The 22204-nt window shown below is 53.6% G+C and carries 19 protein-coding genes and 2 tRNA genes; 6 read left to right on the forward strand and 15 right to left on the reverse strand.

Going from position 1 to position 22204, the window contains the following annotated elements:
• Positions 1 to 17: 17 nt before the first annotated feature.
• Both LOK74_RS17235 and LOK74_RS17240 read right to left on the reverse strand, forming a co-directional pair.
• Positions 18 to 91, reverse strand: a tRNA-Thr gene (locus LOK74_RS17235).
• A 43-nt stretch (positions 92 to 134) separates the two neighbouring features.
• Positions 135 to 221 (reverse strand) — tRNA-Leu (locus LOK74_RS17240).
• 173 nt (positions 222 to 394) lie between these two features.
• On the opposite strand from LOK74_RS17240, the gene LOK74_RS17245 reads away from it, so the two are divergent.
• Both LOK74_RS17245 and LOK74_RS17250 read left to right on the forward strand, forming a co-directional pair.
• Entirely contained in the window at positions 395 to 1417 is a 1023-nt protein-coding gene (locus LOK74_RS17245; RefSeq protein WP_230043248.1) for a BMP family ABC transporter substrate-binding protein, read from the forward strand.
• A 4-nt stretch (positions 1418 to 1421) separates the two neighbouring features.
• Positions 1422 to 3263 (forward strand): ATP-binding protein, encoded by a 1842-nt coding sequence (locus tag LOK74_RS17250; RefSeq protein WP_230043249.1) that lies wholly within the window; start codon positions 1422 to 1424, stop codon positions 3261 to 3263.
• On the opposite strand, the gene LOK74_RS17255 is transcribed toward LOK74_RS17250, so the two are convergent.
• The 5 genes from LOK74_RS17255 to LOK74_RS17275 form a co-directional block, all read right to left on the reverse strand.
• Positions 3248 to 4000, reverse strand: coding sequence for an alpha/beta hydrolase family protein (locus LOK74_RS17255; RefSeq protein WP_230047045.1), 753 nt, complete (start codon positions 3998 to 4000; stop codon positions 3248 to 3250). The two genes, LOK74_RS17250 and LOK74_RS17255, sit on opposite strands and share 16 nt — an antisense overlap.
• A gap of 182 nt (positions 4001 to 4182) precedes the next feature.
• Positions 4183 to 4587: a S1 RNA-binding domain-containing protein gene (locus LOK74_RS17260; RefSeq protein ID WP_230043250.1), complete on the reverse strand. Its 405-nt coding sequence runs from the start codon at positions 4585 to 4587 to the stop codon at positions 4183 to 4185.
• A gap of 204 nt (positions 4588 to 4791) precedes the next feature.
• Positions 4792 to 5268: a VanZ family protein gene (locus LOK74_RS17265; RefSeq protein ID WP_230043251.1), complete on the reverse strand. Its 477-nt coding sequence runs from the start codon at positions 5266 to 5268 to the stop codon at positions 4792 to 4794.
• Positions 5269 to 5352: 84 nt separating this feature from the next.
• Entirely contained in the window at positions 5353 to 8610 is a 3258-nt protein-coding gene (locus tag LOK74_RS17270) for an efflux RND transporter permease subunit (RefSeq protein ID WP_230043252.1), read from the reverse strand.
• Positions 8600 to 9856 carry an efflux RND transporter periplasmic adaptor subunit gene (locus tag LOK74_RS17275; RefSeq protein WP_230043253.1) on the reverse strand — a complete coding sequence of 419 codons (1257 nt, stop codon included), beginning with the start codon at positions 9854 to 9856 and terminating at the stop codon, positions 8600 to 8602. The genes LOK74_RS17270 and LOK74_RS17275 overlap by 11 nt, the downstream gene beginning before the upstream one ends.
• A 433-nt stretch (positions 9857 to 10289) precedes the next feature.
• Here LOK74_RS17275 and LOK74_RS17280 point away from each other — a divergent pair, with 433 nt between their 5' ends.
• A complete protein-coding gene (locus tag LOK74_RS17280) occupies positions 10290 to 10985 on the forward strand; it encodes a CoA transferase subunit A (RefSeq protein WP_230043254.1) in 696 nt (231 codons plus the stop codon).
• A 63-nt stretch (positions 10986 to 11048) separates the two neighbouring features.
• Positions 11049 to 11705 (forward strand): CoA transferase subunit B, encoded by a 657-nt coding sequence (locus tag LOK74_RS17285; protein ID WP_230043255.1) that lies wholly within the window; start codon positions 11049 to 11051, stop codon positions 11703 to 11705.
• A 394-nt stretch (positions 11706 to 12099) separates the two neighbouring features.
• On the opposite strand, the gene LOK74_RS17290 is transcribed toward LOK74_RS17285, so the two are convergent.
• A complete protein-coding gene (locus LOK74_RS17290; RefSeq protein WP_230043256.1) occupies positions 12100 to 12546 on the reverse strand; it encodes a nucleoside deaminase in 447 nt (148 codons plus the stop codon).
• A 107-nt stretch (positions 12547 to 12653) separates the two neighbouring features.
• Here LOK74_RS17290 and LOK74_RS17295 point away from each other — a divergent pair, with 107 nt between their 5' ends.
• Positions 12654 to 13337 (forward strand): alpha/beta hydrolase, encoded by a 684-nt coding sequence (locus LOK74_RS17295; protein WP_230043257.1) that lies wholly within the window; start codon positions 12654 to 12656, stop codon positions 13335 to 13337.
• 71 nt (positions 13338 to 13408) lie between these two features.
• Here LOK74_RS17295 and purU read toward each other — a convergent pair whose 3' ends face one another.
• The 7 genes from purU to LOK74_RS17330 all read right to left on the reverse strand — a co-directional run bounded on the left by purU (position 13409) and on the right by LOK74_RS17330 (position 21346).
• A complete protein-coding gene (purU, locus tag LOK74_RS17300) occupies positions 13409 to 14308 on the reverse strand; it encodes a formyltetrahydrofolate deformylase (protein ID WP_230047046.1) in 900 nt (299 codons plus the stop codon).
• Positions 14309 to 14464: 156 nt separating this feature from the next.
• The gene (locus tag LOK74_RS17305) at positions 14465 to 15961 is read right to left on the reverse strand and encodes a xylulokinase (RefSeq protein WP_230047047.1); all 1497 of its coding nucleotides are present in this window, start codon (positions 15959 to 15961) and stop codon (positions 14465 to 14467) included.
• 19 nt (positions 15962 to 15980) lie between these two features.
• On the reverse strand, positions 15981 to 16799 hold the full coding sequence (gene trpA / locus LOK74_RS17310; RefSeq protein ID WP_230043258.1) for a tryptophan synthase subunit alpha: 819 nt from the start codon (positions 16797 to 16799) through the stop codon (positions 15981 to 15983).
• On the reverse strand, positions 16796 to 17761 hold the full coding sequence (locus tag LOK74_RS17315; protein WP_230043259.1) for an ABC transporter permease: 966 nt from the start codon (positions 17759 to 17761) through the stop codon (positions 16796 to 16798). The genes trpA and LOK74_RS17315 overlap by 4 nt, the downstream gene beginning before the upstream one ends.
• Positions 17748 to 19280 carry a sugar ABC transporter ATP-binding protein gene (locus LOK74_RS17320; protein WP_230043260.1) on the reverse strand — a complete coding sequence of 511 codons (1533 nt, stop codon included), beginning with the start codon at positions 19278 to 19280 and terminating at the stop codon, positions 17748 to 17750. The genes LOK74_RS17315 and LOK74_RS17320 overlap by 14 nt, the downstream gene beginning before the upstream one ends.
• A 75-nt stretch (positions 19281 to 19355) precedes the next feature.
• A complete protein-coding gene (locus LOK74_RS17325; protein WP_230043261.1) occupies positions 19356 to 20318 on the reverse strand; it encodes a sugar ABC transporter substrate-binding protein in 963 nt (320 codons plus the stop codon).
• Between the two features lie 53 nt (positions 20319 to 20371).
• The gene (locus tag LOK74_RS17330) at positions 20372 to 21346 is read right to left on the reverse strand and encodes a sugar-binding transcriptional regulator (RefSeq protein WP_230043262.1); all 975 of its coding nucleotides are present in this window, start codon (positions 21344 to 21346) and stop codon (positions 20372 to 20374) included.
• A gap of 142 nt (positions 21347 to 21488) precedes the next feature.
• Between LOK74_RS17330 and LOK74_RS17335 the strand changes: the two genes are divergently transcribed.
• Positions 21489 to 22124 (forward strand): M23 family metallopeptidase, encoded by a 636-nt coding sequence (locus LOK74_RS17335; RefSeq protein ID WP_230043263.1) that lies wholly within the window; start codon positions 21489 to 21491, stop codon positions 22122 to 22124.
• Positions 22125 to 22204 lie beyond the last annotated feature (80 nt).

Below are 22204 nucleotides of genomic sequence, written 5' to 3' on the forward strand. Positions count from 1 at the left end.
TCACAAATGAGCAGCAATGGTGCCCCCACGCGGAATCGAACCACGAACTGATCATTACGAGTGATCTGTTATACCGTTTAACTATAGGGGCAACGGATCCCAATCACGGGGCAAACGTATTATAATAATAGAAATGGTGCGGTCGAGAGGACTTGAACCTCCACGGTGTTGCCACCACTAGAACCTGAATCTAGCGCGTCTGCCAATTCCGCCACGACCGCATGAGCATGATGTGTTTCGTACAGTGACAAAAAGTAATATATCATCCTCTCAACCCAAAGTCAATAGCCAATTTACGCCATACACACCTTCTTGCAAGAATTCGACAATGTTCGTAGAATAATCACAGGGCATGCTTGATAAACTTGCACGAATGAAAGAGGGGGGAGCGCTCGTGAACATACGATTAAAGAGGCTTCCCTTATTTATTGGCATATTTGTCTTCATACTTGTTCTCTTTTTGACGATACAGTTCTTGTCTAACATGCTGCAGACGATAAACAAACAGACGGGGCGAACATCAGAATACCGTATCGCTCTCCTGCTGGAGGGGCCCACCTATGACCAAGGGCGGAACAGCAGCGCATGGGAATCGCTGCACCAGCTGAAAGAGATTCACGGCTTCACCCTGTTTGTAGCTGATAATCTGCAAGTGGCTGATATCGCCAAAACAGCGTCGTCTCTCGGTCAGCAGGGCTATGATCTGGTATTTGGTCACGGAGTGGCTTTCTCCAAGCCATTTATTGAAGTTGCTCCCAACTATCCCGATACGCGGTTTGTCACGTTTAACGGCAAAGCGATCCACCCGAATCAAACGAACGTCCGTTACGAGATGAGATCGGCCGGCTATCTCGTTGGCATGTTGGCGGCGCTGATGAGTGAGTCCCAAAAAGTGGGCTACATCATGGTTGACAAACCTACTGAGTACCTTCAGGTGGAGGGGTTTCGTGAAGGCGTAACGGCGGTTAGTCCCGAGACATCCATATCTATAGAAAAAGTTCCAGATTTCAATGACAAGGAGTCAGCTCTGTTGGCGGCGCGCGGCATGATCTCCGAGGGTGTTGATGTCCTTTATACCACTGGTGACAGCTTTAATCTCAACGTGATTACGGAAGCACAGCGCGCCAATATCTACGCGATCGGCTACATCGCCGATCAGCGCTACATGGCACCCCAGCATGTCATTTCTTCCCTCATCCAGGATGTCGGGAAAGTGTACGCCACCATGATCAGCCAATATCTGGCCGGGGAACTGCCCACTGGCGAAGTCTCATATGGACTTACTGAAGGGGTAAATCGGTTGGGACCGTTTGGACCGATGGTGCCGGAGACCGTAAAAAACCGAATCTATCAGGAGTTGGAACACCTCATCCAAGAGCCGCAGCGCCAACTCAAACGCAGATCCAGGGGGCAGTAAACAGATGTCTTTGTTTCGTACGATGGGCTTTCAAAAGAAAATGATGCTTAGCTACTTCGTCATGATCCTGCTGATCGGCTGTGTCGTCCTTTTATTCAGCTACCAGATGACCAAGATCACCGAGGAGGAAATGTACGTCTCCCAACACGTGATGCCGCAAAAGACTGCCCTGCTGGAAGTAAAAAACCAGTTGTACACAAAGATGTACGCGCTCAAGATGTACATCTCGACACGCGAGCCGTCCTATCTGGACGATTACTACATGGCGCTGAGCCAAAAAGATCAACTGCCTGCACTCAGGAAAACGGAGGAAAACGCCCAGCTCATCAGGGTGATTCAGTTGATCAAGGAGTTGGATCACATCTATCTCGACCAGATCGATCCGCTGCTGCAGGCGCACAACGTGGCCGCTGTCACCTTTGTGCTGGATAACGAAGTCGATCCCCGACTGGAGCAGTTGGAACGGGAACTAAGCCTGTCACTCGTGCTGATGGAGCAGCAGACCCAGGAGGAACTGAACAATCGAACCAAAAGTTTGCGGCTCTCTCTCATTGTGACGTATACCGTCTCCGTACTGGCGATCTTATTCAGCCTGTTCTGCGTCTTTTACTTCAGACGGGAAATGCTGCGGCCGATCCAGTCTCTGATACGCCAGGTGCGGATCGTTTCTTCCGGAACATTCGGGGAACAGGTTAACTACAGTGTAAAGGATGAATTTTTTGAGTTAGCCAAAGAGTTTAACAAAATGTCCCTTAACATCGCAGAAATCTTTGGAAAATGGCAGCAGCAAAACCAAATCCTCGAGGCGGAAAAGCGCGTGCGGGAGCAGATTCTCGATTCACTGCCGGTTGCTGTTATTACTCGTCACAATCCCACTTCAGATGTCCACATCAACGCCAAGGCAAGAGAGTTGGTGCAGCTCGAGCCGACCACATTTCTTCCCCGATCACCGGATGATTTGTTCTGGCAGAGTGACTCCACTGATGAGAATGGCAGATGGTTCGAAAACCGCAAGATTCAAGTATGCAACAAAAACGGCGAACCGTTTCCAGCCCTTGTCTCCTACGTCCCATTGTTGGACCAGCATCGTCAAGAGGTAGGCTGGATGGTCGTCTTATCTGACATCACGGAACAGGAAAAGGTGCAAGAGTACATTAATCAATCGGAAAAACTGGCATTAGCAGGCCAGTTGGCCGCAGGAGCAGCTCACGAAATCCGCAATCCGCTCACCGTTATCTACGGCTTCATGCAGTTGCTTGAGGGAAAACTGTCGGAGCAGGATCAGCAAGAATATCATCTGCCGCTGATCCTAAAGGAAATCGAGCGTGTCAACCAGATCGTAACCGAGCTGCTGCTGCTCTCCAAGCCGTCGCGTCCCAATTACCGGGAAGTGACATTAGATGACGTCCTCTCCTCGATCATTCCGCTGATGAAGGGAGAAGCCCGACTTCACAATATCGAGATTGTCGAGTCGTACGAGAAAGAGACAAAGCTGCTGGTCGATGTAGAACAATGTAAGCAAATCCTGCTGAATCTGATGAAAAACGCGATTGAAGCCATGCCAAACGGTGGAACTCTTACCATCGAGGGCAGGTGCGATCAAGACAAGCTTTATCTCTCCGTTACCGATACTGGTGTTGGCATTTCTAGTGAAGATCTCAGCCGTATCTTTGACCCCTTTTTCTCGTTAAAAGAAGAAGGAACTGGACTTGGGCTGCCGATTACGATGCGGATGGTGAAAAACCACGGTGGCGATCTGAACGTTTACAGTCAGGTAAACAGAGGAACCTCGATTCAGATCTCCCTGCCTCTGCAACCCGCTGGAACGGTTCAGTCTCTGCACTGATCCCTGGGCGGGACTTGTGGCTGCTCTGCCAGCCAGGCAAACATCTGACGCGTATACTTCTCGATCTGAACGCTGTCAAACAGGTGAGTTGCCTCCTCTACCAGCCAGACGTCATGAGGTTTTCGATGCTGTGTGAGTGCACGCGAGAGACGATAGGCGTGTTCTACACTGACGTTCTCATCGCGGACCCCGTGGATGATTAAGACAGGACAGGCGATGCCATCAATATGGAAGACTGGGGAGCGGATCAGATACGCTTCCCGATTTTTTTGTGGATGCCCTACAACGCGTCGCAGCATGCGGCGCAGATCGACCCGTTCTTCATAGGTGAGAAACAGATCGCATACACCATTCCAAAAGATGACCGACTGAAAACCTGGTCGTTCGATCGCAGCCAGCAATGCCATCATGCCACCACGTGAAAACCCGAACAGACTGATGCGATGGGGATCTACAATCGGCAGCTGACGGAGAAGCTCGTCCGCCTGATACACATCGTGACGGTCGGCACCGCCGAACTCGTCTCGCCCCTCTCCACCCTCGTTTCCACGGTAGTGCGGCGCCAGTACCACATATCCGAAGGAGGCCAGTTGGGCGATCCGTTCAGGACGGACACGGCCAACATTCCGAATGCCGCCGCGGCAGTACAGCAGCGCAGGAAACGGTCCGCTTCCGTCCGGTACGGCAAGGGCGGCTTTTACCAGCCAACGTTCGCTCTGATAGGTAACCGTAAACATCGAGACGCTATCGACGGGACTTGCATCCTGCACCACGTCTAAAACCAGTTCCGAGCGGTATATGTTCTCCATGTTCAACCACCCTCCAGCTCACAACACGATCCGTCCTCCACATGAAAAAAGAAAAAGAAGGTGAACCCGTTCGTTCCCCTTCCTGCATCTTCTATATGTGAAGCCCCGGCTCAGTAGCCGCGTCTGTTGTTCTTCTTGTTAATCGTAGCCAGGTTCTCCTCACTGTGTTTCAACCACTTTTTCAGCTTGTCTTCAAAGGTGGCATTACTGTCGCGCTTTTGGAAACCCCGATCTCCGCGACCTCCACCCCTGCGTCCTTCTCTCCCGGTCTGCTCCTCAGGCGGCAACGCAGCACGGACGGAGAGTGAGATCTTGCCGGCATCATCAACCGAGAGGACCTTCACCTTGACGGTGTCCCCCACAGAAAAGTGATCGTTAATGTCTTTGACATAACCGTTTGCTACTTGGGAAATGTGCACCAAGCCCTGCTCGGTGTCAGTCACGGCTACGAACATCCCAAACGGTTTGATCGCCGTCACTTTTCCTTCAATGATGCTTCCCACTTCTACTGCCATCAAGTTTGCACTCCTTTTAGCTTTTACAAAAGTGTCGAGAACCCCTACGGATTACAGGCTCATTGCAATAGTATAGCAGACATGAATTACGAATGAAAAGCCCGTTTTTTTTGGCATGTTGCTCACGACTACAGCGGTTCCGTCACTTTCATCGATAACAGTCTCATATGTCACGTATAGGATGGATGTTTTGTCAGCATTTTATCACGCTCTCCGGTGCGCCAGCAAGAGCAGAACAAGAGTGAACAGCACACCCGCCGCGTCCAGCACCACATCAATGGCCATCCCCGTGCGATTCGGAGTGAAGGTCTGGTGCCACTCATCCAGCGCGGCCGTACAGATAGCGAGAAATCCACTCAACAGCATCGCTGCCCGCCGCTGCAACCAGTAGTTCAGCACCCGGTACAACAGAAATGCCACCAGGGCAAAGCCAAAAAAATGAGCCCCCTTGCGAATAAAAAACTCGATGAAGCCGGCGGCGCCGTGCTCTGCGACGCTGATCTCCCGGGAGCCGTATGGAAACGAAACCGCTCCCCACTTCTCTTCTACCCATTCCTCGTCAATCAGATTGGCGATCGTTTTGCGCAAGTCCTGCTGCTCGTAGGGCATGGATGAGGCAATATAGATAGCGGCCATGACCAAAACGAGCAGCGAGAGATCAATCAGCGCTTTTTTGCTCAATAGACGTTCCCTCCTCAAGATGCTCGGGATTGCCGGAAGACAGACGGCCACCCTTCGATGATGACAGCTGGGTTATATGGGACATCATCTGGACAGCGGAGTAAAATCGTCGGACGTCAGCTGATCAACGCGTCGAGAGGTTCCATTTGCAGTTGCAGTTCCCGCTGAATCCCAGACCGGCATCCCGTCTTGCCGCCCAGTCTGGTCGTGTTGCTTCTGTCGTCTTTCCCTCCGTTCGAACTGCTTGTTTTGCCACCATCTGGTGAACTCCGCCCTGAGCAGCTGCCAGTTTAGCGATGACGCACTTCCCCCGGTACCGGCGGCCACCGCCTGGTAGAGCGATGGTACGATATAGAGCATGATTACAACCTGGGCGGCAAGACCCAGCAACAGAACGGCAGCAAACGATGCATGAAAGTCCCCATCCGGGAACATGTCGGTGAACATCGGTAAAACCGCAGCTAGCACGGCCGTCCAAACGGCGATCTGTGCCGACATCTGCCGACGAACCACTTGCAGCACATAGGCTTGGCTATCCTCTCCATCGGAGCGGGCTGCTTCCAGATCCGCCGTCAGCGTAAAGGCCTGTACCAGCAGCAGCAGCGCCGCAGCCCAGATCCCCAGCAAAGCGGTTAGATTGAAGGGATCGTTAAACATCAGCAGGCCGGCGACCGTCCCCGGCGCCAGAAGCGGCAGCAAGAGCAGGAGAGCCGCAGCCACCCGATAACGGAAGCGACAGAGGGTACAAGCCAGCAGAAACAGAACGATCGCCAGCCCCCATGGGAGAAGGGGGATCGTCTGCTCTTCCGCTTCTCCCATTACCTTCTGCTTTTCCAGTTCTTCTTGGGACAGGACCGTGTATCCGTCCGGGATCAAACCGTTCTCTTCCAGACGAAGCGGCAGTACAAAATGCATGTTGGCAGCGGTGGTAAACTCCGTGTTTACCTCCGCCGTGACGGTCACCACGTTTTGTCCGTCTTCACGGACAAACTGTGTCGACACCGGCTGTTTCACCGCTTCGACCAGATCGGCAGCCGAAACAGCGCCTGTCGGTGTTTTGATCATGATCTGTCTCACCTGGTCCGGATGCTGCATCAGGTATTGCGGATAACGCGCAGCGAGCTCCACTCCCTGCTGATCCCAGCGGAGCAGGCCGACCGACTGAACCCCCATGTGAGCCGCTATCTGCTGTCGCACTTCCGCTTCGCTCACCCCATAGTGAGCCAGCATCTGGGGACGGGCACGCAGAATTACCTGAGATTTGCTGCCTTCGTAGCTGGTCTCAATGTTATAAATAAACGGTTCTTCCATCGCTCCTTTGCCATAGGGATAGTTCTCCATCATCTCCGCCAACTGATCGGCCAGCGTCTTGGCCGCGAGCAGCGATGGTCCCTTTATTTCAAACTGAACCTGTTCGGAGGATGTGTCTCGCTCTTCTCCGCTCTTGATATGTTCAATCCCGACAATCTCCATCAGTGATTCAACTACTTCTTTTTCAAACTGGGCAGCACTCCGCATTCTCTCCCGGCGATCGACAAGCTGCAGCTCATACGTAATCTCTTCTCTGCTGACGGTGGCTACGAAATCACGCATCTCCGCAGCTCGTCCCAGTTTCCCACTGATCTGCTTATCCAGACGAACCGCCTCGTCCCAACTGGTTCCCTCCGCCAACCTAACCTGCAGGAGGTGCCGCTGTTCCCCATGATCCAACAGATCGGCGGTCCGTACAAACGGCTGGAAGAAGAAACTGAACGCCAACCCCAGTAAAAGGAACAGCAAGTAAGGACCGAAGCGAAGTGAAAGGACTCTTCTCCAATGTGCCTGTACGGGCTGGAGCCTGTGGAGAAGGCGGCTCTGCCGAGATGACACAGAAGGCACGGGCAGCCGTTCTGCCAGACAAGGCAGAGTCCACCCGTAGACGAGCAGCAGACCAGCGATGCCGATCAAAAACACCGGAAGTGCTGCCGCCACGATCGGTTTTTCGGTCAGATCGAGCCAATTGGTTTGCAAGAACAAATAGAGCAGCCCAGCCAGACAAGCTGTCGCAAACAAGATCGGCACCAACGTCTGCTTCGTAACCAGGCTTATCCTGTTCCTTTCCCACTGTATTGCCTGAGCATAGCCATACAACAGATAGCAGCCCGTGACCGTATACAAGAGCGAGATGATCCCAACTGCAGGCAGCGTGACCACATCAAGCCCGAACCCGCTTAACCACATCGTCCCTAGCACAAATCCGTTTCCAAGCACGACACCGAACAGAGAGAGCAGAGCGGCGGACCAACTTTTCATCCCAACACCGATAAACAAGGCGACCACGGCTGCAGATACTGCCGCTGCCAGTAAAAAGGCGCGAATCACACTGACTATCGGCGCCGTCCGATCCTCAAACAACGTAAGGGTATACCGATCTGCTGCCGCACGATTCAGCTCTTCTACTGCCTTAGTCAGTTCGGCCTGTGTCCGCGGGTACTGTGCTCCACCTGCTGCATAGACACGAATCGCAACAGCCGGTTCTCCGTGGTAATACGTGACGGAATCCGCTCTGCTTCGCCTAAGGTCGCGAATCTCCACCAGTCGGTTGAGGACGACGTCTCCCTTTTCCGAGGAAATCAGGATTCGGCCGAGAGCCTCTATATTATCCGGCCCCTCCAGCCAGCGAAAGGTAGTTTGATCGCTGCCAGAACCAATCGCACCGACCGGCGTGATCGTACCGGCCTCGTTCTGCTGCTGCAGTTGGCGGATCACATCGAGCGGCGTCAATCCGTAGTAGTGAAGCATCGAGGGACGAAAGACCAGTTCAATCCGATTTTGCACTCCTGTTGCATCAACCTCTACCCGGGATACCCCGGCAATGTATCCAAGCCGATCACGAACCGTCTGTTCCGCCTCTTCGACAAGTGTGAGCAGATCGGCACCGTGCAGCAGGTAGTGGGCGAGCTGATTGTCCCCGGTTCGCTGCTGCTCTACCCGTATATCCCCAACTCCACCGGGCAGCAGTCGGGCCTGATCGGCAACAGTCTCTCTCAAGCGCTCCAACCAGTCATCTGAGGCGGTCTCAGCCGTAACGACAATCTCTGCTTGACCGGCGCGAGAGGTGGCCCTGATCTTGCGAATGCCGGGCAGTGCGCGAATCGCCTCTTCCAGCGGTCTTGTCACCTCGGCATCCACCGATTCTGGCTGCATCCCCGGAACCGCAGCACGCACGGTATAGGAGGGCAGCGGAAGATCAGGATCAAGCGTTACTTCTAGATTGGCAACCGCCCCTATACCTAACAGCAAGAGGAGGAGCGCGAGCAAGGCGGCAATGACGGTACGCGACTGCTGCAGTCTAGTTTTCATCTTGATTCGCCACCTGTACAGCGTCGCCATCCCGAACATACGTGATGCCGCTCTCCACTACCTGCTCGCCTGCGTTCAATCCATCCACGATCTGATACCACTCTCCATGCAGGGTGCCTACCTGGACCGGCTGTTTGGAAACACTAGCTCCATTGGCGATTTTCATCACGTAATACGCCTCATCGGCAAAGCCAACGCTGGAGGCAGGCACAAAAAAGCCGTTGTCCGTCTCCAAAACATATCGACAGGCAACCGACATACCTGCCTTAAACAGGTCGTTGGCGTTTTCTATACGCACTTCAACCGAATAAGAACCGGCGTGGTTCATCGCTGGCGAGACAAAACGGACAATCCCTTCCGTCTCCTGCCCATCTCCAGAAGCGACGGTCACACGTTTTCCAACCTGCCACTGACCGATCTGACCGCTGTCGACCTGGAGCTGTACAATCCACTCAGCCGGATCAATCAGCCTGATCACTTCCTGGGAGGAGCTGATTTGTTCGGAAGCGGTCCGGTAGATATCAGCCACAACTCCGGCAAAAGGGGCACGAAGCTCGGCCTGCCGCACATCCTGCTGTGCCCGCCGCAGCTCGGCGGTCGCCTGTTCGACTCGCACTTGTGCCGCCACCACTTCCGAGGAATCCGTTTCGTTAAGCAGTTCTTCATATGTAATCTGCTCTTCTTGGAGAGTCAGTTCTGCATTCTTTTTCTCCCATGCCCGTCGATCCAGTTCCTCTCTGGCGATCGCTCCGTTGTCATACAGTTGTTGAGCCTGTTCATAGGCTTGGACCGCTCGTTTGGCCTGTTCTTCGGCGCGTTCTAGCTGCAGCTTCTGGAGACGAACGGCTTCCGAGTCGTCCCCTTGCAGCATTTCCTCCCTCTCCACCTGTGCCAACCTCACCTCATTTTGTGCCGCAGCCAACTCCTGCTGCCAGACCGCTGTATCCAAGGTTGCCAACAGGCTGCCTTTCTGAACATGGCTGCCTTTTTCCACCAGGATGTGATCGATCGTACCCGACGTCCCGAAAGAGAGGGCAAGCTCTTGGCGCGGCGTCACGATCCCGTAGATCTCCTGTTTAATCTCCGCATGCTCCCCGACCGTATAAGCGTGTACAGGCTTGATATGTTCAGCCAGTTCTCTGTCTCTCTCTTCTGCCTCCCTTAGTCGATCGACACCTTCTTCCAGTTCCTCGCAACCGCCTACGAGGACCAGGACGGCGATCAGTGAGAACATCCATCGGCCCATTTGAATCGTCCCCTTTGCCTTTTCCTCTTCCGTTTCTTTTTCTCATCATGCGACACGTGTCTGCTATAGCGCTGCCTCTACCCTGCCTGTGTGAAGGCACAGCTACTCCTCTATGTGTGCATAACGTCCAAATCAAGTGTACAAAAAATTCTTACAAGTGTAAAACTTGGTTGTGTAACTGGACCGTAACCCGGCTCCGTATAATAAAGATAACTCAGTGATTGCCGAGCTCTCTCGACGGTTCATGCGGCTGCTGCACGAACGGGGATACACTCGGTTGATTCGCCGAGTCCGGCTTGCGTCTTTTCGCCACTCGCAAGCTTTGCTACAATAAGTTTGACAAAATGAGAGCGGTTTCATAACAATCCCATTTTGCCGCCAAACGTGTCAAACCAGAATTTTTTAAAAAAACACAGGGGAGTGACGTACAAACATGGCAAAAATTTATACGTCTTATTCCGACATCGTTGCCGACATCCATGACGGGGCCACGCTGCTGGTCGGCGGCTTTGGGCTGGTAGGGATTCCCGAAAACCTGATCCTCGCCCTGCGCGACAAAGGAGCCAAAGACCTGACTGTCGTCTCCAACAACTGTGGCGTGGACGATTGGGGCTTGGGACTGATGCTGCAGGAGAAGCAGATCAAAAAGATGGTCTCCTCCTACGTCGGTGAGAACAAAGAGTTTGAGCGGCAGTTCCTCTCCGGCGAGTTGGAAGTGGAGCTCAATCCGCAAGGTACGCTGGCAGAGCGGCTGCGCGCCGGAGGTGCCGGCATCCCGGCCTTCTACACGCCTGCTGGTGTCGGCACGCCGATTGCCGAAGGACGGGAGACGCGTGTCTTCGACGGCAAGGAATATCTGCTGGAGTACGGCATCACGGGGGACTTCGCCCTCATCAAGGCCTGGAAAGCTGACAAGATGGGCAACCTGGTCTACCGGAAAACAGCGCAAAACTTCAACCCGATGATGGCAGCGGCTGGAAAAGTGACGATTGTCGAGGTCGAGGAGATCGTCGAAGCAGGCGAACTGGACCCTGATCACATTCACACGCCGAGCATCTATGTACAGCGTCTGATCCAGGCACCTTCCTTTGAAAAACGGATCGAACGTCTGACGGTACGCTCGTCATAGCACGAATCGCATGATAGATCGGGCTTAGCATATATCGGGCTTAGCAAAAAGGAGGAATCTCTGATGGCACTTTCACGCGAACAAATAGCAATGCGGGCGGCACAGGAGATCGAAGACGGTTTTTACGTCAACCTGGGGATCGGGATGCCGACGCTCGTCGCCAATTATATTCCCGAAGGGAAAACAGTGGTGCTGCAGTCGGAAAACGGGCTGCTCGGGATTGGCCCTTATCCGACCGAACAAGAGGTGGACCCCGACCTAATCAACGCCGGCAAGGAAACGGTCACGGCTATTCCAGGCGCTGCCTACTTCTCCAGCGCGGAGTCATTCGCGATGATCCGCGGCGGCCACATCGACCTGGCGATCCTCGGGGCGATGGAAGTTTCGGCAGCAGGTGACCTCGCCAACTGGATGATTCCCGGCAAGATGGTAAAAGGAATGGGCGGTGCGATGGACCTGGTGCACGGCGCTAAAAAAATCGTGGTGATCATGGATCACGTCAACAAGCACGGCCAACCAAAAATTCTGGACACTTGCTCATTGCCTCTGACCGGAAAACAGGTGGTAAACCGGATCATTACAGACCGGGCGGTACTAGACGTGACCGCTGAAGGATTAAAGCTGGTGGAGATCGCGGAAGGCTATACCGTCGAGGAAATCCAAGCCAGTACGCAACCGAAACTGATCATTGCTGACCAGTTAAAGACGATCAGCTTCTGATGCTGTCCTTTTTCCATCTGTCGAGTGAGAAAAACCGTCAGGGTTGGACTGCATCTCCCCTGTTAGATGGTGGCTAACAACGGGGGACAGTCAAGGAAAACGTCACCCTGGCGGTTCTTTGCGTTCGACGAACAATAGTGGGGGGCGAAAGAGAAAAACAGGTTCGCTCGGCTCGTGCCAGTGCCTGCGAAGAAGTCGAAAATGACCGTCTCCGCTCCGACTCTGTGGGCACTGACAAGGCTTTCGCTCACCTGTTTTTCTCTTTCGCCTCGCAACGTTTGCTTGCGCTCGCAGATTTCCTTGCGCACGTTCGAAATCTTGTGCTGGTATCCAGCAGCAATTGTTTATCTTTCTTGTCCACCAAGTGAGACCCGGAGCTTCGCTCCGGGCCTTTCTATGCTCTCCACAGCTTCATCGGGTTTTCTTGTCCCTCTTGCAATGGCATTTGTGTCAACGCAAGCGTACGTTCCGATTTCGGTTTTTGCAAATCCTCATAGATCACTTTTGCACGCCCTAATCCCGCTGCAACGGCATCTTCAAGTGACGTGCAATAATAAACCTTGTCGATTCCGGCAAAGTACATTGCACTCAAGCACATCGGACACGGCTCTCCGCTCGCATACATGGTGCAGCCGGACAGGTCGTTCGTCTGCAATTGCTGCTGCGCCCGACGGATAGCAAGGAGTTCAGCATGCCCGCTGACATCATGCGTTTTGTGCAGCTCATTGACACCTTCGGCTACAGCGGTTTTGTTTTTCACCAACACAGCCCCAAAAGGTTGCCCACCTTCGCGAACATTGGCAACTGCCAGTTCTACTGCTCGTTTCATAAATTTGTCCACGTTAGCTCTCCCCCTCTTGCCCGCACCTAGGCGATGGCTCTTTTGTTTTCTCCGTTATTTTGCTATGTTTAAGTCGTATCCGATATTCTAACGAAGGAATGACAGCAATGAAACCAGGCTGCCTGGTCATCCACGGTTTTGCGGGTGACGTATACGAGGTGCTGCCATTGGCGCAGCAGTTAAAGGACGCAGGATATGCAGTGGAGTGTCCCACGTTGGAAGGACACGGTCTGACCCGCCGCCAACTAGCCAGAAGCAAACGGCACGATTGGCTTGGCTCAGCCGAGGAAGCTTATAAACGACTAGCGATGCGCGCTGATCCCATCGTGCTGATCGGCTTCTCCATGGGCGGCCTGCTGGCGATCCATCTGGCGTCAAAGTACCCGTCTGAGATGCTGATTACGGTCAATACACCATATCAATACTGGGACTTGGGTCAGGTCGTTCGCAATCTGCGCAGCGATTTCCGGCCTCATGCTTCCCGCTACCTCAACAGCATGACCCGCATCCCGGTAAGCAGTATGCTGCAGTTCCGCCTTTTGCTGACAGAGACGAAGCAGATCATGCCAAAGGTCACCTGCCCCAGCGTGATCTTGCAGACAAAACGAGATGATACGGTGAAAGCGATCAGCGCCGAACACCTGAAGCGGGAATTAGGCAGTGAAGATTGCTCCGTATACTACTTCCCCGAATCGGGTCATAAGCTGCTGCTGGACGTTGAAGCCGAACAGGCGATCCGCCTCATCCAGGAACAGATCGACCAACGGCTAACGGATCGTGCTCACGTCTGATGCTCCTCCCCTCCGGTGCCCCCGCTTTTTTCAGGAACCTTCTTAGCGAGGGGTGGGCTGCCAAGCTGCTGCTAGGGAAAGACGACTGTTTTATTCTGATAGACCAACACCCGATCTTCCAGATGCCAGCCGACGGCGCGGGCCAGCACGGTTCGCTCGATCTGCCGTCCGATCTGTTTGAGCGCCTCCACATCATAGCGATGGGTGACTCGCTGTACATCCTGTTCGATAATCGGTCCGGCATCCAGCTCTTCCGTCACGTAGTGGGCGGTCGCTCCAATCAGTTTGACGCCTCTGCGATAGGCCTGTTCATACGGTTTGGCCCCGACAAAAGCGGGCAGGAACGAATGATGGATGTTGATGATGCCGTTGGGATGATCCTCCAGAAAACGAGGCGAGAGGATCTGCATGTAGCGAGCCAGCACGATCAGGTCTACTTTTCCCTGCAGCAGTTCCAACTGCTGCCGCTCCGCTTCCTGTTTGGTGTCCTTGGTAACCGGTATATGATGATACGGGATGCCAAACGACTCCACCAACTGCTGCATATCGGGGTGGTTGCTGACCACCATTTCGATATCGGCGTGCAGCATGCCCGATTTCCACTGCCAAAGCAGTTCCAACAAGCAGTGGTCTTCTTTTGAGACAAAGATGGCAATCCGCTTCCGTTTTTTCGCTTCCACGATCGACCATTCCATCTGGAAGGTGTCAGCAATCTGCCGGAAATCCGCTTTCAACTCCTCGCAGCGCCACTCCAGCTCAGGCAGATCAAACTCGATCCGCATGAAAAAGCGCCCTCCCTCCGGGTCGCTCGAATACTGATCCGATTCCGCGATATTGGCACCGTGAGAAAACAAAAACTGCGAGACAGCGGAGACGATCCCAGGCCGATCCGGGCAGGTGATCAACATCCGGCCTCTATCTTTGTTTTTGGCCTGATAGGCCAGCCAATCGCGTTCTGACAAACGGTACATCATCTCTCTCCTCCATACACTTGTTGCTTAAACTTTCACCAGTATAGCATGTACGGGCGGGCTGTCCAGTTCCTTCCTCCTAGTATGTACATCTAAAAGAAAACGTCTTCGCCGGATGGACGAAAAACCGACCCCCTTACATGGAGTCGGCTCTTATCACAACCTGGAAAACAACGGTTGCAGCGTAGGATACAACTGTAAAAATGTCTGGTAGCGCTGTTGATAGATCGTACGATGTTCTGGGTTGGGACTGTAGACTGCCACTCGCTGTCTGTTCAAATAGGTTTCGCTGAAGTGGGTATAGCTGTCTGCCCAGCCGAGCCGGACGAAGGCCGCCGCTGCAGAACCGAGAGAGGGCAGGAATTCTGCCTGCTCCGGTACGACGACACGGGCGTCACAGACATCGGCCAACAGTTGATTCCATACTGCACTGCGACTGCCGCCGCCGATCAGGGTCATCTGTTCTACGCTTCTCCCATCGGCAAGCAAGTCTCGAACCTGGCGGATGGACATGGCCACTCCCTCCAGGACGGCACGAGCCATCTGTCCCCGTGTCGTCGTTGGCCGCACCCCGAGGTAGCAGCCGCTGGCATCGAGATCCTGCACCGGACAGCGCTCCCCGTGCAGATAGGGCAAAAAGTACACATCCTGAGCACTTGGACCGCTTTCTTTCATCAGTCGTTCCAACTGCCCAAAGGCATTGGCTTGATCCGACTGCACCTCATCCGCAAAAACCCGGGCTGCCCAGCCGTGTGCATTTCCTGCATTGGACAAGGGAGCAACGGCGAAGACCAGCTTTTCAGGAAGATGAGCCAAATGAAAGATCCCGTTTCCCTGTTCCGCTACTGTTTCCGACGGCATCGCCACCCAGCCGGTTGTTCCCAGATAGACGTACATGCTGCCAACCTCGGTAACGCCTGCACCAACCGTGGTTGCCCCTGCGTCACCTACTCCGCAGAGTACTGGTGTTCCAGCGATGAATCCGGTGGCAGCGGCGGCTTCATCCGTTACCTGCCCGGCGATCTCGTCGGCAGCCAGCAGCTGTGGCAGTAGATCACACCTTACTCCACACTCCTCCACCATCCCGGTCAACCATTCCCGCCTGCTGATGTCCATCATGCCGGTGGTTGCGGCTGAAGTCGGGTCGGTTACACAGGCACCGGTCAGCTTGCGGATAACGTAATCTTTGGAACTGATTAGCACCACCTGTGTGCGGGCGTATTGTTCCGGTTCCGACTCCTTTAACCAAAGCAACTTTGGCAGCGGCATCAACCCGTCCAGATGGTTGCCGGTCCAGCGGCGAATCTGCTCTTCCGGGAACCTCTCTTTGATGTTGTCGGCCTGCTTTGCCGCACGCCCGTCCGAATAGAGAATGGCCGGACGAACTGGCTGACCTTCGTGGTCGATAGGGATGCAGTCCTGCATCTGTCCGCTGAAGGAGAGCATCGCCACCGAGTCGGGGGAGTACCCATTTTCCCACCAGGTACGGCAGATGGATACAACGGACTGCCACCATTGCTCCGGGGATTGTTCGACCTCACCCGCATCTCCGTAATGGGTATCGATTGGTACGGTCACTTCTCCCTGGATCGAACCGTCTTTGGCAACCAGGACTCCTTTGGCCGCCGTTGTGCCAATATCAAATGACGCCACGTATGGCAAATCGCTCACCTCATTTCGACAATAGCTTCCCGGGTCGACGGGCAGCAATTTTCATATCAGCAATCAGCTGATAGAGAGAGTCCATCTCCCCACGCTCTACTTTCGCGACGTAAGCAGAGCCTACCACCGCACCATCATAGCCGCCGGAGGTTACTTCTCGTACCCGCTCAGCCGAGCGAATGCCAAATCCAGCCACGACCATGGCTTCCGACAGGGAACGTACACGAGTATACAGCTGGTTCAGATCGTTGGACTGACTCAAGAAGTCGCCTGTGGTGCCCGTATAAAGCTGAGCGTAGAGGACCGTCGCGCCACTCACCGTCTCTCTCAGTTCATCTTGATCCATCTGTGAGTGAACCAGACGGACGACATCGACGCCTTGCGAACCAACCTCCCGCTCTACTTCGGTCAACACGTTCCGTGGTGCGTCAGGCAAAACCAATCCGTCGATTACCTGCTTGTCTGCCAGTTCCCGGTACAGTCCACTATCGACGATGTCCTGGCTATAGCCCATCAGCCACATCGGAACATCGACACGCTCGCGCAGTTGGGTGCAGTAGCGGATGGTCAGATCCCTGGTATCGGGCGAGAGCTGCTGGACTCGCTGGTGTCCGCGTCGGATGATGTTTCCTTCCAGAAACGGGTTTGGACTGGGTACGCCGATCTCCAATACGTCCACTCCGGCGGCCACCGCCTCGGCAGCGATGTTGATCGCTTGCGGCAGATCAGGGTCTGCCGCGATAAAGTATCCGACAATCATTGCCTCATTGCGATTCCTTGCCATCTCGTAGGTATTCATCATGCGGTTGCTGTGGAATCGGGAACTCACCGCGCATCACGTCCCAGCTTTTGGACGATCACAGCTGCAATCACGATCATACCCGTGATCACATCTTGCATAAATGTCGGTACTTCCATGATCGTCAATCCATTGGCCAATATCCCGATAATTGCTGCACCGACGAAGGTACCCCAGATGTTGGGCACGCCTTCTTTTCCTACGGTTATGCCGAGAAACACGGCGGCATAGGCCGACAGGAACAATCCGTTTCCACCTGTTGGATGGGCTGATCCCAAGCGGGACGCCATCAGGATGCCGGTAAGCGCAGCCAGGGCGGCACAGAGCGCAAAGGCAGCGTTTTTGTTAAAACGGACATTGAGACCGGCTACCCGTGAGGCCATCTCGTTTCCGCCAATCGCGTACAAGCGACGTCCCAATCCGGTATGGGCCATGACAAACCAGAACAACAGCACAATGAGAATCATAATGATCGATAACAGCGGAACACCGAGCCAACTGGTTTGCCCCAGGTAGCGAAACGAATCCGGAATGTTCTCAAAAATCGTCGTACCGCCGGTAAACCAGAACGTAAATCCACCCAGGATGGTACCCATCGCCAATGTGGTGATAAAGGAAAGCACACGGAATCGAGTGATGATCCAGCCGTTTACATATCCAATCACCAAGCAGATCAGCAGCGGAGCAACTATGCTGATCAGAATCGGCATTTGATCGGCAGCCATCTTGGCGGCAATCACCCCTGCCAAGCTGGCCATTGCTCCGATGGAGAGATCAAACTCGCTGACCGACATAACCAGCGTCGCACCGATCGAGATGATCACCAAAAAGGAGATCTGTCGGCTGATGTTGATCATGTTGTCCCAAGTGGCAAATGTGTCCGGATTCAGCACGCTGAAGCCGATGATGATCAGAATCCCTGCCAAGACGGTTCCATAGGAACGCAGGAATTCAGCGAGCGAGAATGAACGCTGCAAGTTAGTTTGATTCATGAGATGTGGCACCTTCCTTCCTCTGGCGATAACAAAGTTGCAAGACATCTTCTGCCTTCAATCCTTCCACCGGCAGCTCAGCGATCGTCTCTCCATCATGCATCACGACCAAACGGCCCGCCACCTCCAGCACTTCCGGCAAATCGGATGAGACGAACAAGACGCCATTTCCTTGCTCCGTCTGCTCCCGCAGCAGGCGATGAATCTCATTACGCGTCATGATGTCGACCGCTTGCGTCGGTTCATCGCACAAAAAGAGACACGGATTGGACATCAACGCTTTGGCAAACACCACTTTTTGCTGGTTCCCCCCGCTCAGCTGACCAACGCGCTGTTCAGAACCGGTCGCTTTCACGTTTAGCGCACTCATCTTTTCTTTTACGTCAGCATGTTCCGCCTTCCCCTCGATCACACCACCGTTGGTATAGCGAGAGAGGATTGGCAACGTCATGTTTTCCCGGATGGTCAAGCTCATCACCAAGCCGCTGCCCCGCCGATCTTCGGGGATCAGGACTACGCCTCGTTGCAGGGAATCGGCTGGACTGGGGGTATCGACCTGCTGTTCACTTACGGCAACCTTTCCCCGACTGAGCGGGCGCAAGCCGTAAATCGCCTCCAGCAGTTCCGTCCTGCCCGCCCCGGCTAACCCAAACACGCCGACAATTTCTCGCTGGCGAACGGATAGCGAGGCGTTCTTCACTTTCCCGTCGGCTGTCGCCAGGTCCTTCACTTCCAGTACGATCGGCTCTTGTGAGGCATCGTATCTTTGAATGGGTGCGGCGAAAGTAATCCCGCTCTCTTCTGTCATCAGTTGAATCAACCGCTCACGATTCGCCTCTTCACGTGTCAAGATTCCGGATTTTTTGCCATTTTTCAAGACAGTGATCCGGTCAGAGAGACGAAACACCTCATCGAGGCGGTGGGATACGTAAATGATCGCTGTCCCTTGCGACTTCAAGCGGCCGATCAGCTCAAACAGAATCTCTGCCTCTTGGTCAGTCAAGGAAGCGGTCGGTTCATCGAGAAACAGCAGCTTGCATTCCAACAGCATCGCCCGCAGGATTTCCAACAGCGTACGCTGGGGTGGCGACATCTCCGAAGCAGGCAGATGGAGCGGAATGTCGATTCCCAACTCTTTTTTCAATTGCTCAGCACGGAGCTTCATCTCGTTCCAGCGGATGCCTGGCCACCACTTGCCGCGCGGGTATGGCAAGCCGACAAACAAGTTTTCCATCCCGGAAAACGACGGTACGAGGTGGCGCTCCTGGTGGATCACGTTGATGCCCAACCGTCGGGCCTCACTCGGATTGCCGATCTGGACTTCCCGTCCCCCCCAGTAGATGTGCCCTGCCGTCGGCTGGTACACGCCCGTGATCAACTTGATGAAGGTAGACTTTCCCGCCCCATTCTCTCCTACCAAGGCATGTACTTCTCCTGCTTCGATCTCGATGGACACATCTTTCAGCGCGTAATGTTGTCCAAATACCTTGTCTAGTTGTTCTACACTCAATAGAGGCATGAGCGACTTCCCCCCTGCTTAGAGAAAAACGGGGGGTTTTGCACAAATCCCCCGTTTTTATCGGAATCGTGATGACTATTGGATATCGGCCGCATTCTCTTTGGTTACCAATGTCGCGGGGGCATACAGTTCTGTGCCCTCAACCGATTTGCCGTCAAACACCAGTTGCATCTGCTCAGCTACGATTTCCGCCATCCCGACGAAGTTTTGCTTGACGGTAGCCTTCAGTGCGGAATCTTCTTTGATCATTTCAATCGCCTGGCTTGTCCCGTCAATACCGGTCACGACGATGTTGCTGCGACCTGCTGCCTTGATCGCCTGAGCTGCGCCAATCGCCGGCTCATCCCAGCCTGCCCATACAGCGGTAATCGATCCTTCCGCCTGATTGGCCAACAGGAGGCTCTCCATCTGTTTGCGGGCATTTTCGATCGGTCCAGGTACTTGTACCTGCTGTTCCGTAATGACCTCGATCTCCGGATGTTCTTTCAGCATCGCATCCAGCTGTTCGGTCCGCTTCAGTACGCCTGGGTGCGGACGGTGGGTCAGTACGATCAGTTTTCCTTTGCTGCCGATGGCATCAAACAGATACTGGGTAATCATTTTGGACATTTCCTGGTTGTCGCTGGTCGCATTCATCGTCATTCCATCGATGTAACCGGCATCACAACCAAACACAGGGATTCCTTTTTCTTTGGCCTGCGCGATTTGACTCTTTACCTGGTTGGGATCGGTACTCACCAGCACAATGGCATCAACGTTGGTTGAAATCACGTCTTCCATCCGACTGGCCAGCTGTCCAAAGTCTCCTTTGGTATCGACAACATTGGCTTTCCAACCGCGGTCAGCCGCCTGACGAGTCAGTTCTGCCACCATCTCGTTGGTCGTTACCGACGACAAGTACGGTGTGAGAATCGCTACCTTTTTCTGATCCGGTGTGTCAGCGTTTTCAGAACTTCCAGAACTGTCTCCGCCTCCGCCGCATGCCGTCAAGCCTGCGGCCAGACACAGCGACATGAATAAAAAGATGAGTTTTTTCATGAAGTCTCCCTCCTATTTCTACCTTTGTTCTTCATCGAGACCACAGCCCGGCCTTACGATTCGACCGGGTGTGTGCGGTTCCACTCAAGTATTGCTTTCGCCGTCCTGTAATCTGTCACCAGAACGTCAATCCACTTGCCGCGAAGCGTTGCGGTGATGGCCGCCACCTTGTCTTCGCCACTTGCGATGCCGATGACTTGCGCTTGCCTGCGCAGTTCGGGCAGTGTCACCCCGATCATGCGAGCCGATACCGGCAGTTCGAGGATCTCGCCACGGTCGTTGAGGAAAGAAGCGCAGAGGTTAGCCACTGCTCCGCTCTCCTCAATGGAGCGCAGTTCTTCGGCTTTGAGATACCCGGATTTGACGATCGTCGCCTGTTCGGACAGCTGCCCGATCCCCAGCAAAGCGACTGTAGATTGACGGGCCAGGCCCAGCACTTCCTGTATTTCCGGTTCGTTCAGCAGCGCATCCCGTGTCTCTTTTGATGAGACGACAGCAGGAGCATTCAACTGCCAGTATTTGCTTTTAAACGTTTCACCCAAGACGCGAGCATTTGTATTGGCATGCCAATCGGCCCGCTCGATTCCCCAACCGCCGACCAGTGGGACGAACTGCAGTCCCTTCCGCGGGAAATACTCCGCTTCTCTGCCAAGTGAAGCAGTCGCCCGGCCAGCCATCACTCCTACGATATCGCGGTCCTTCAGTGTCGTCTCCAGCAGGGCGGCACCAGCAAGCGCCAGCTGCCGTTCAATCAGCTTCGGATCGTTATCCGAGATGTTGTGGACAATCACATCGTGAATGCCGAATGTTTCGGCAATCGCCCGCTCCAACTGCTGCTCTTCCTCATACGGGTTCTTGATCGTGATCGTAACGATTCCTTCCGATCTCGCCTCACTCAGCATCCTGCTGACATTTGGCCGTGAGATCCGCAGGCGCTCCGCGATCTCCTGCTGGTTCAATCCATCTACGTAATACAGTTTGCTCACTTTCACCAGCAGTCGTTTTCGCTCCTCGACGAGATTACCCACCAAGACACCTCCTCCCCCTTCTGCACGTTTGTTCACATAGTTGACGTTTGTTCAAATGTACAAGATTTATCTCTGGCTGTCAACTGTTGTGAAGGCAGAATTGATTTCCTTATCTTTATCGGATCTACCAAGATGGATTTGCATGAAAAGGTTTTACCGCTTATTTACTTCAGCTTTACTGATCGGGACGATTATCTCTCCGAGTGTTCTCGCTTCCACTGATACAATCGTATCGAATGAAGAAGTCAAGCCAATGGGACCTGATGATCCATATTACAACATGCACTGGACCTGGCCTACAACGGATGACACGATAACGGACGATTATGGCGATGTCGGTTGGCGTTGGCACAAAGGAATAGACATTGGAGTCTATAAGAAACCAGTATATTCAACGGCATCAGGTGAGGTTATTCAAAGTGGGCATTTCTCTGATGGAGTAACGTATGCTATCACCATCAAGCACAACGATAAAGATCCCGATACTGGAAAAAACTTAATCACGAGATACCTACATTTAGAACCCGGAACACTTAAGTTCACAAGAAATGAAGAAGTAAACAAGGGTACTACAATTGCAACGTCTGGAACAAGTGGAGCCAGTGGTTATCATCTACACTTTGATGTGAATGCCAAAGGAATGACATATCCTGGTGGAACCATGACAAACTTCAAAAAGCAATTCAAATTATCCGACAAAGAGATAAAATCAATCTTGGAAACTTCACTCTCCAAGGAAAAAAAGCAGGCGATATTAGAAACACCTACTCAAAGATAACTTTTGTAACACACTCCCATAACGTATTATGGGAGTGTGCTTTTATGATTGTTTACCGCAGAAGCATCACAGGTAAACTT

The sequence above is a fragment of the Brevibacillus humidisoli genome (assembly GCF_020923435.1).
Classification (GTDB): Bacteria; Bacillota; Bacilli; order Brevibacillales; family Brevibacillaceae; genus Brevibacillus_E; species Brevibacillus_E humidisoli.

Excerpts from the sequence above, each read along its gene's own strand:
- LOK74_RS17250 (WP_230043249.1), top strand. The coding sequence starts at position 1,422 with ATGTCTTTGTTTCGTACGATGGGCTTTCAAAAGAAAATGATGCTTAGC.
- LOK74_RS17255 (WP_230047045.1), bottom strand. The coding sequence starts at position 4,000 with ATGTTTACGGTTACCTATCAGAGCGAACGTTGGCTGGTAAAAGCCGCC.
- LOK74_RS17260 (WP_230043250.1), bottom strand. The coding sequence starts at position 4,587 with ATGGCAGTAGAAGTGGGAAGCATCATTGAAGGAAAAGTGACGGCGATC.
- LOK74_RS17270 (WP_230043252.1), bottom strand. The coding sequence starts at position 8,610 with ATGAAAACTAGACTGCAGCAGTCGCGTACCGTCATTGCCGCCTTGCTC.
- LOK74_RS17275 (WP_230043253.1), bottom strand. The coding sequence starts at position 9,856 with ATGGGCCGATGGATGTTCTCACTGATCGCCGTCCTGGTCCTCGTAGGC.
- LOK74_RS17280 (WP_230043254.1), top strand. The coding sequence starts at position 10,290 with ATGGCAAAAATTTATACGTCTTATTCCGACATCGTTGCCGACATCCAT.
- LOK74_RS17285 (WP_230043255.1), top strand. The coding sequence starts at position 11,049 with ATGGCACTTTCACGCGAACAAATAGCAATGCGGGCGGCACAGGAGATC.
- LOK74_RS17295 (WP_230043257.1), top strand. The coding sequence starts at position 12,654 with ATGAAACCAGGCTGCCTGGTCATCCACGGTTTTGCGGGTGACGTATAC.
- purU (WP_230047046.1), bottom strand. The coding sequence starts at position 14,308 with ATGTACCGTTTGTCAGAACGCGATTGGCTGGCCTATCAGGCCAAAAAC.
- LOK74_RS17315 (WP_230043259.1), bottom strand. The coding sequence starts at position 17,761 with ATGAATCAAACTAACTTGCAGCGTTCATTCTCGCTCGCTGAATTCCTG.
- LOK74_RS17320 (WP_230043260.1), bottom strand. The coding sequence starts at position 19,280 with ATGCCTCTATTGAGTGTAGAACAACTAGACAAGGTATTTGGACAACAT.
- LOK74_RS17325 (WP_230043261.1), bottom strand. The coding sequence starts at position 20,318 with ATGAAAAAACTCATCTTTTTATTCATGTCGCTGTGTCTGGCCGCAGGC.
- LOK74_RS17335 (WP_230043263.1), top strand. The coding sequence starts at position 21,489 with ATGAAAAGGTTTTACCGCTTATTTACTTCAGCTTTACTGATCGGGACG.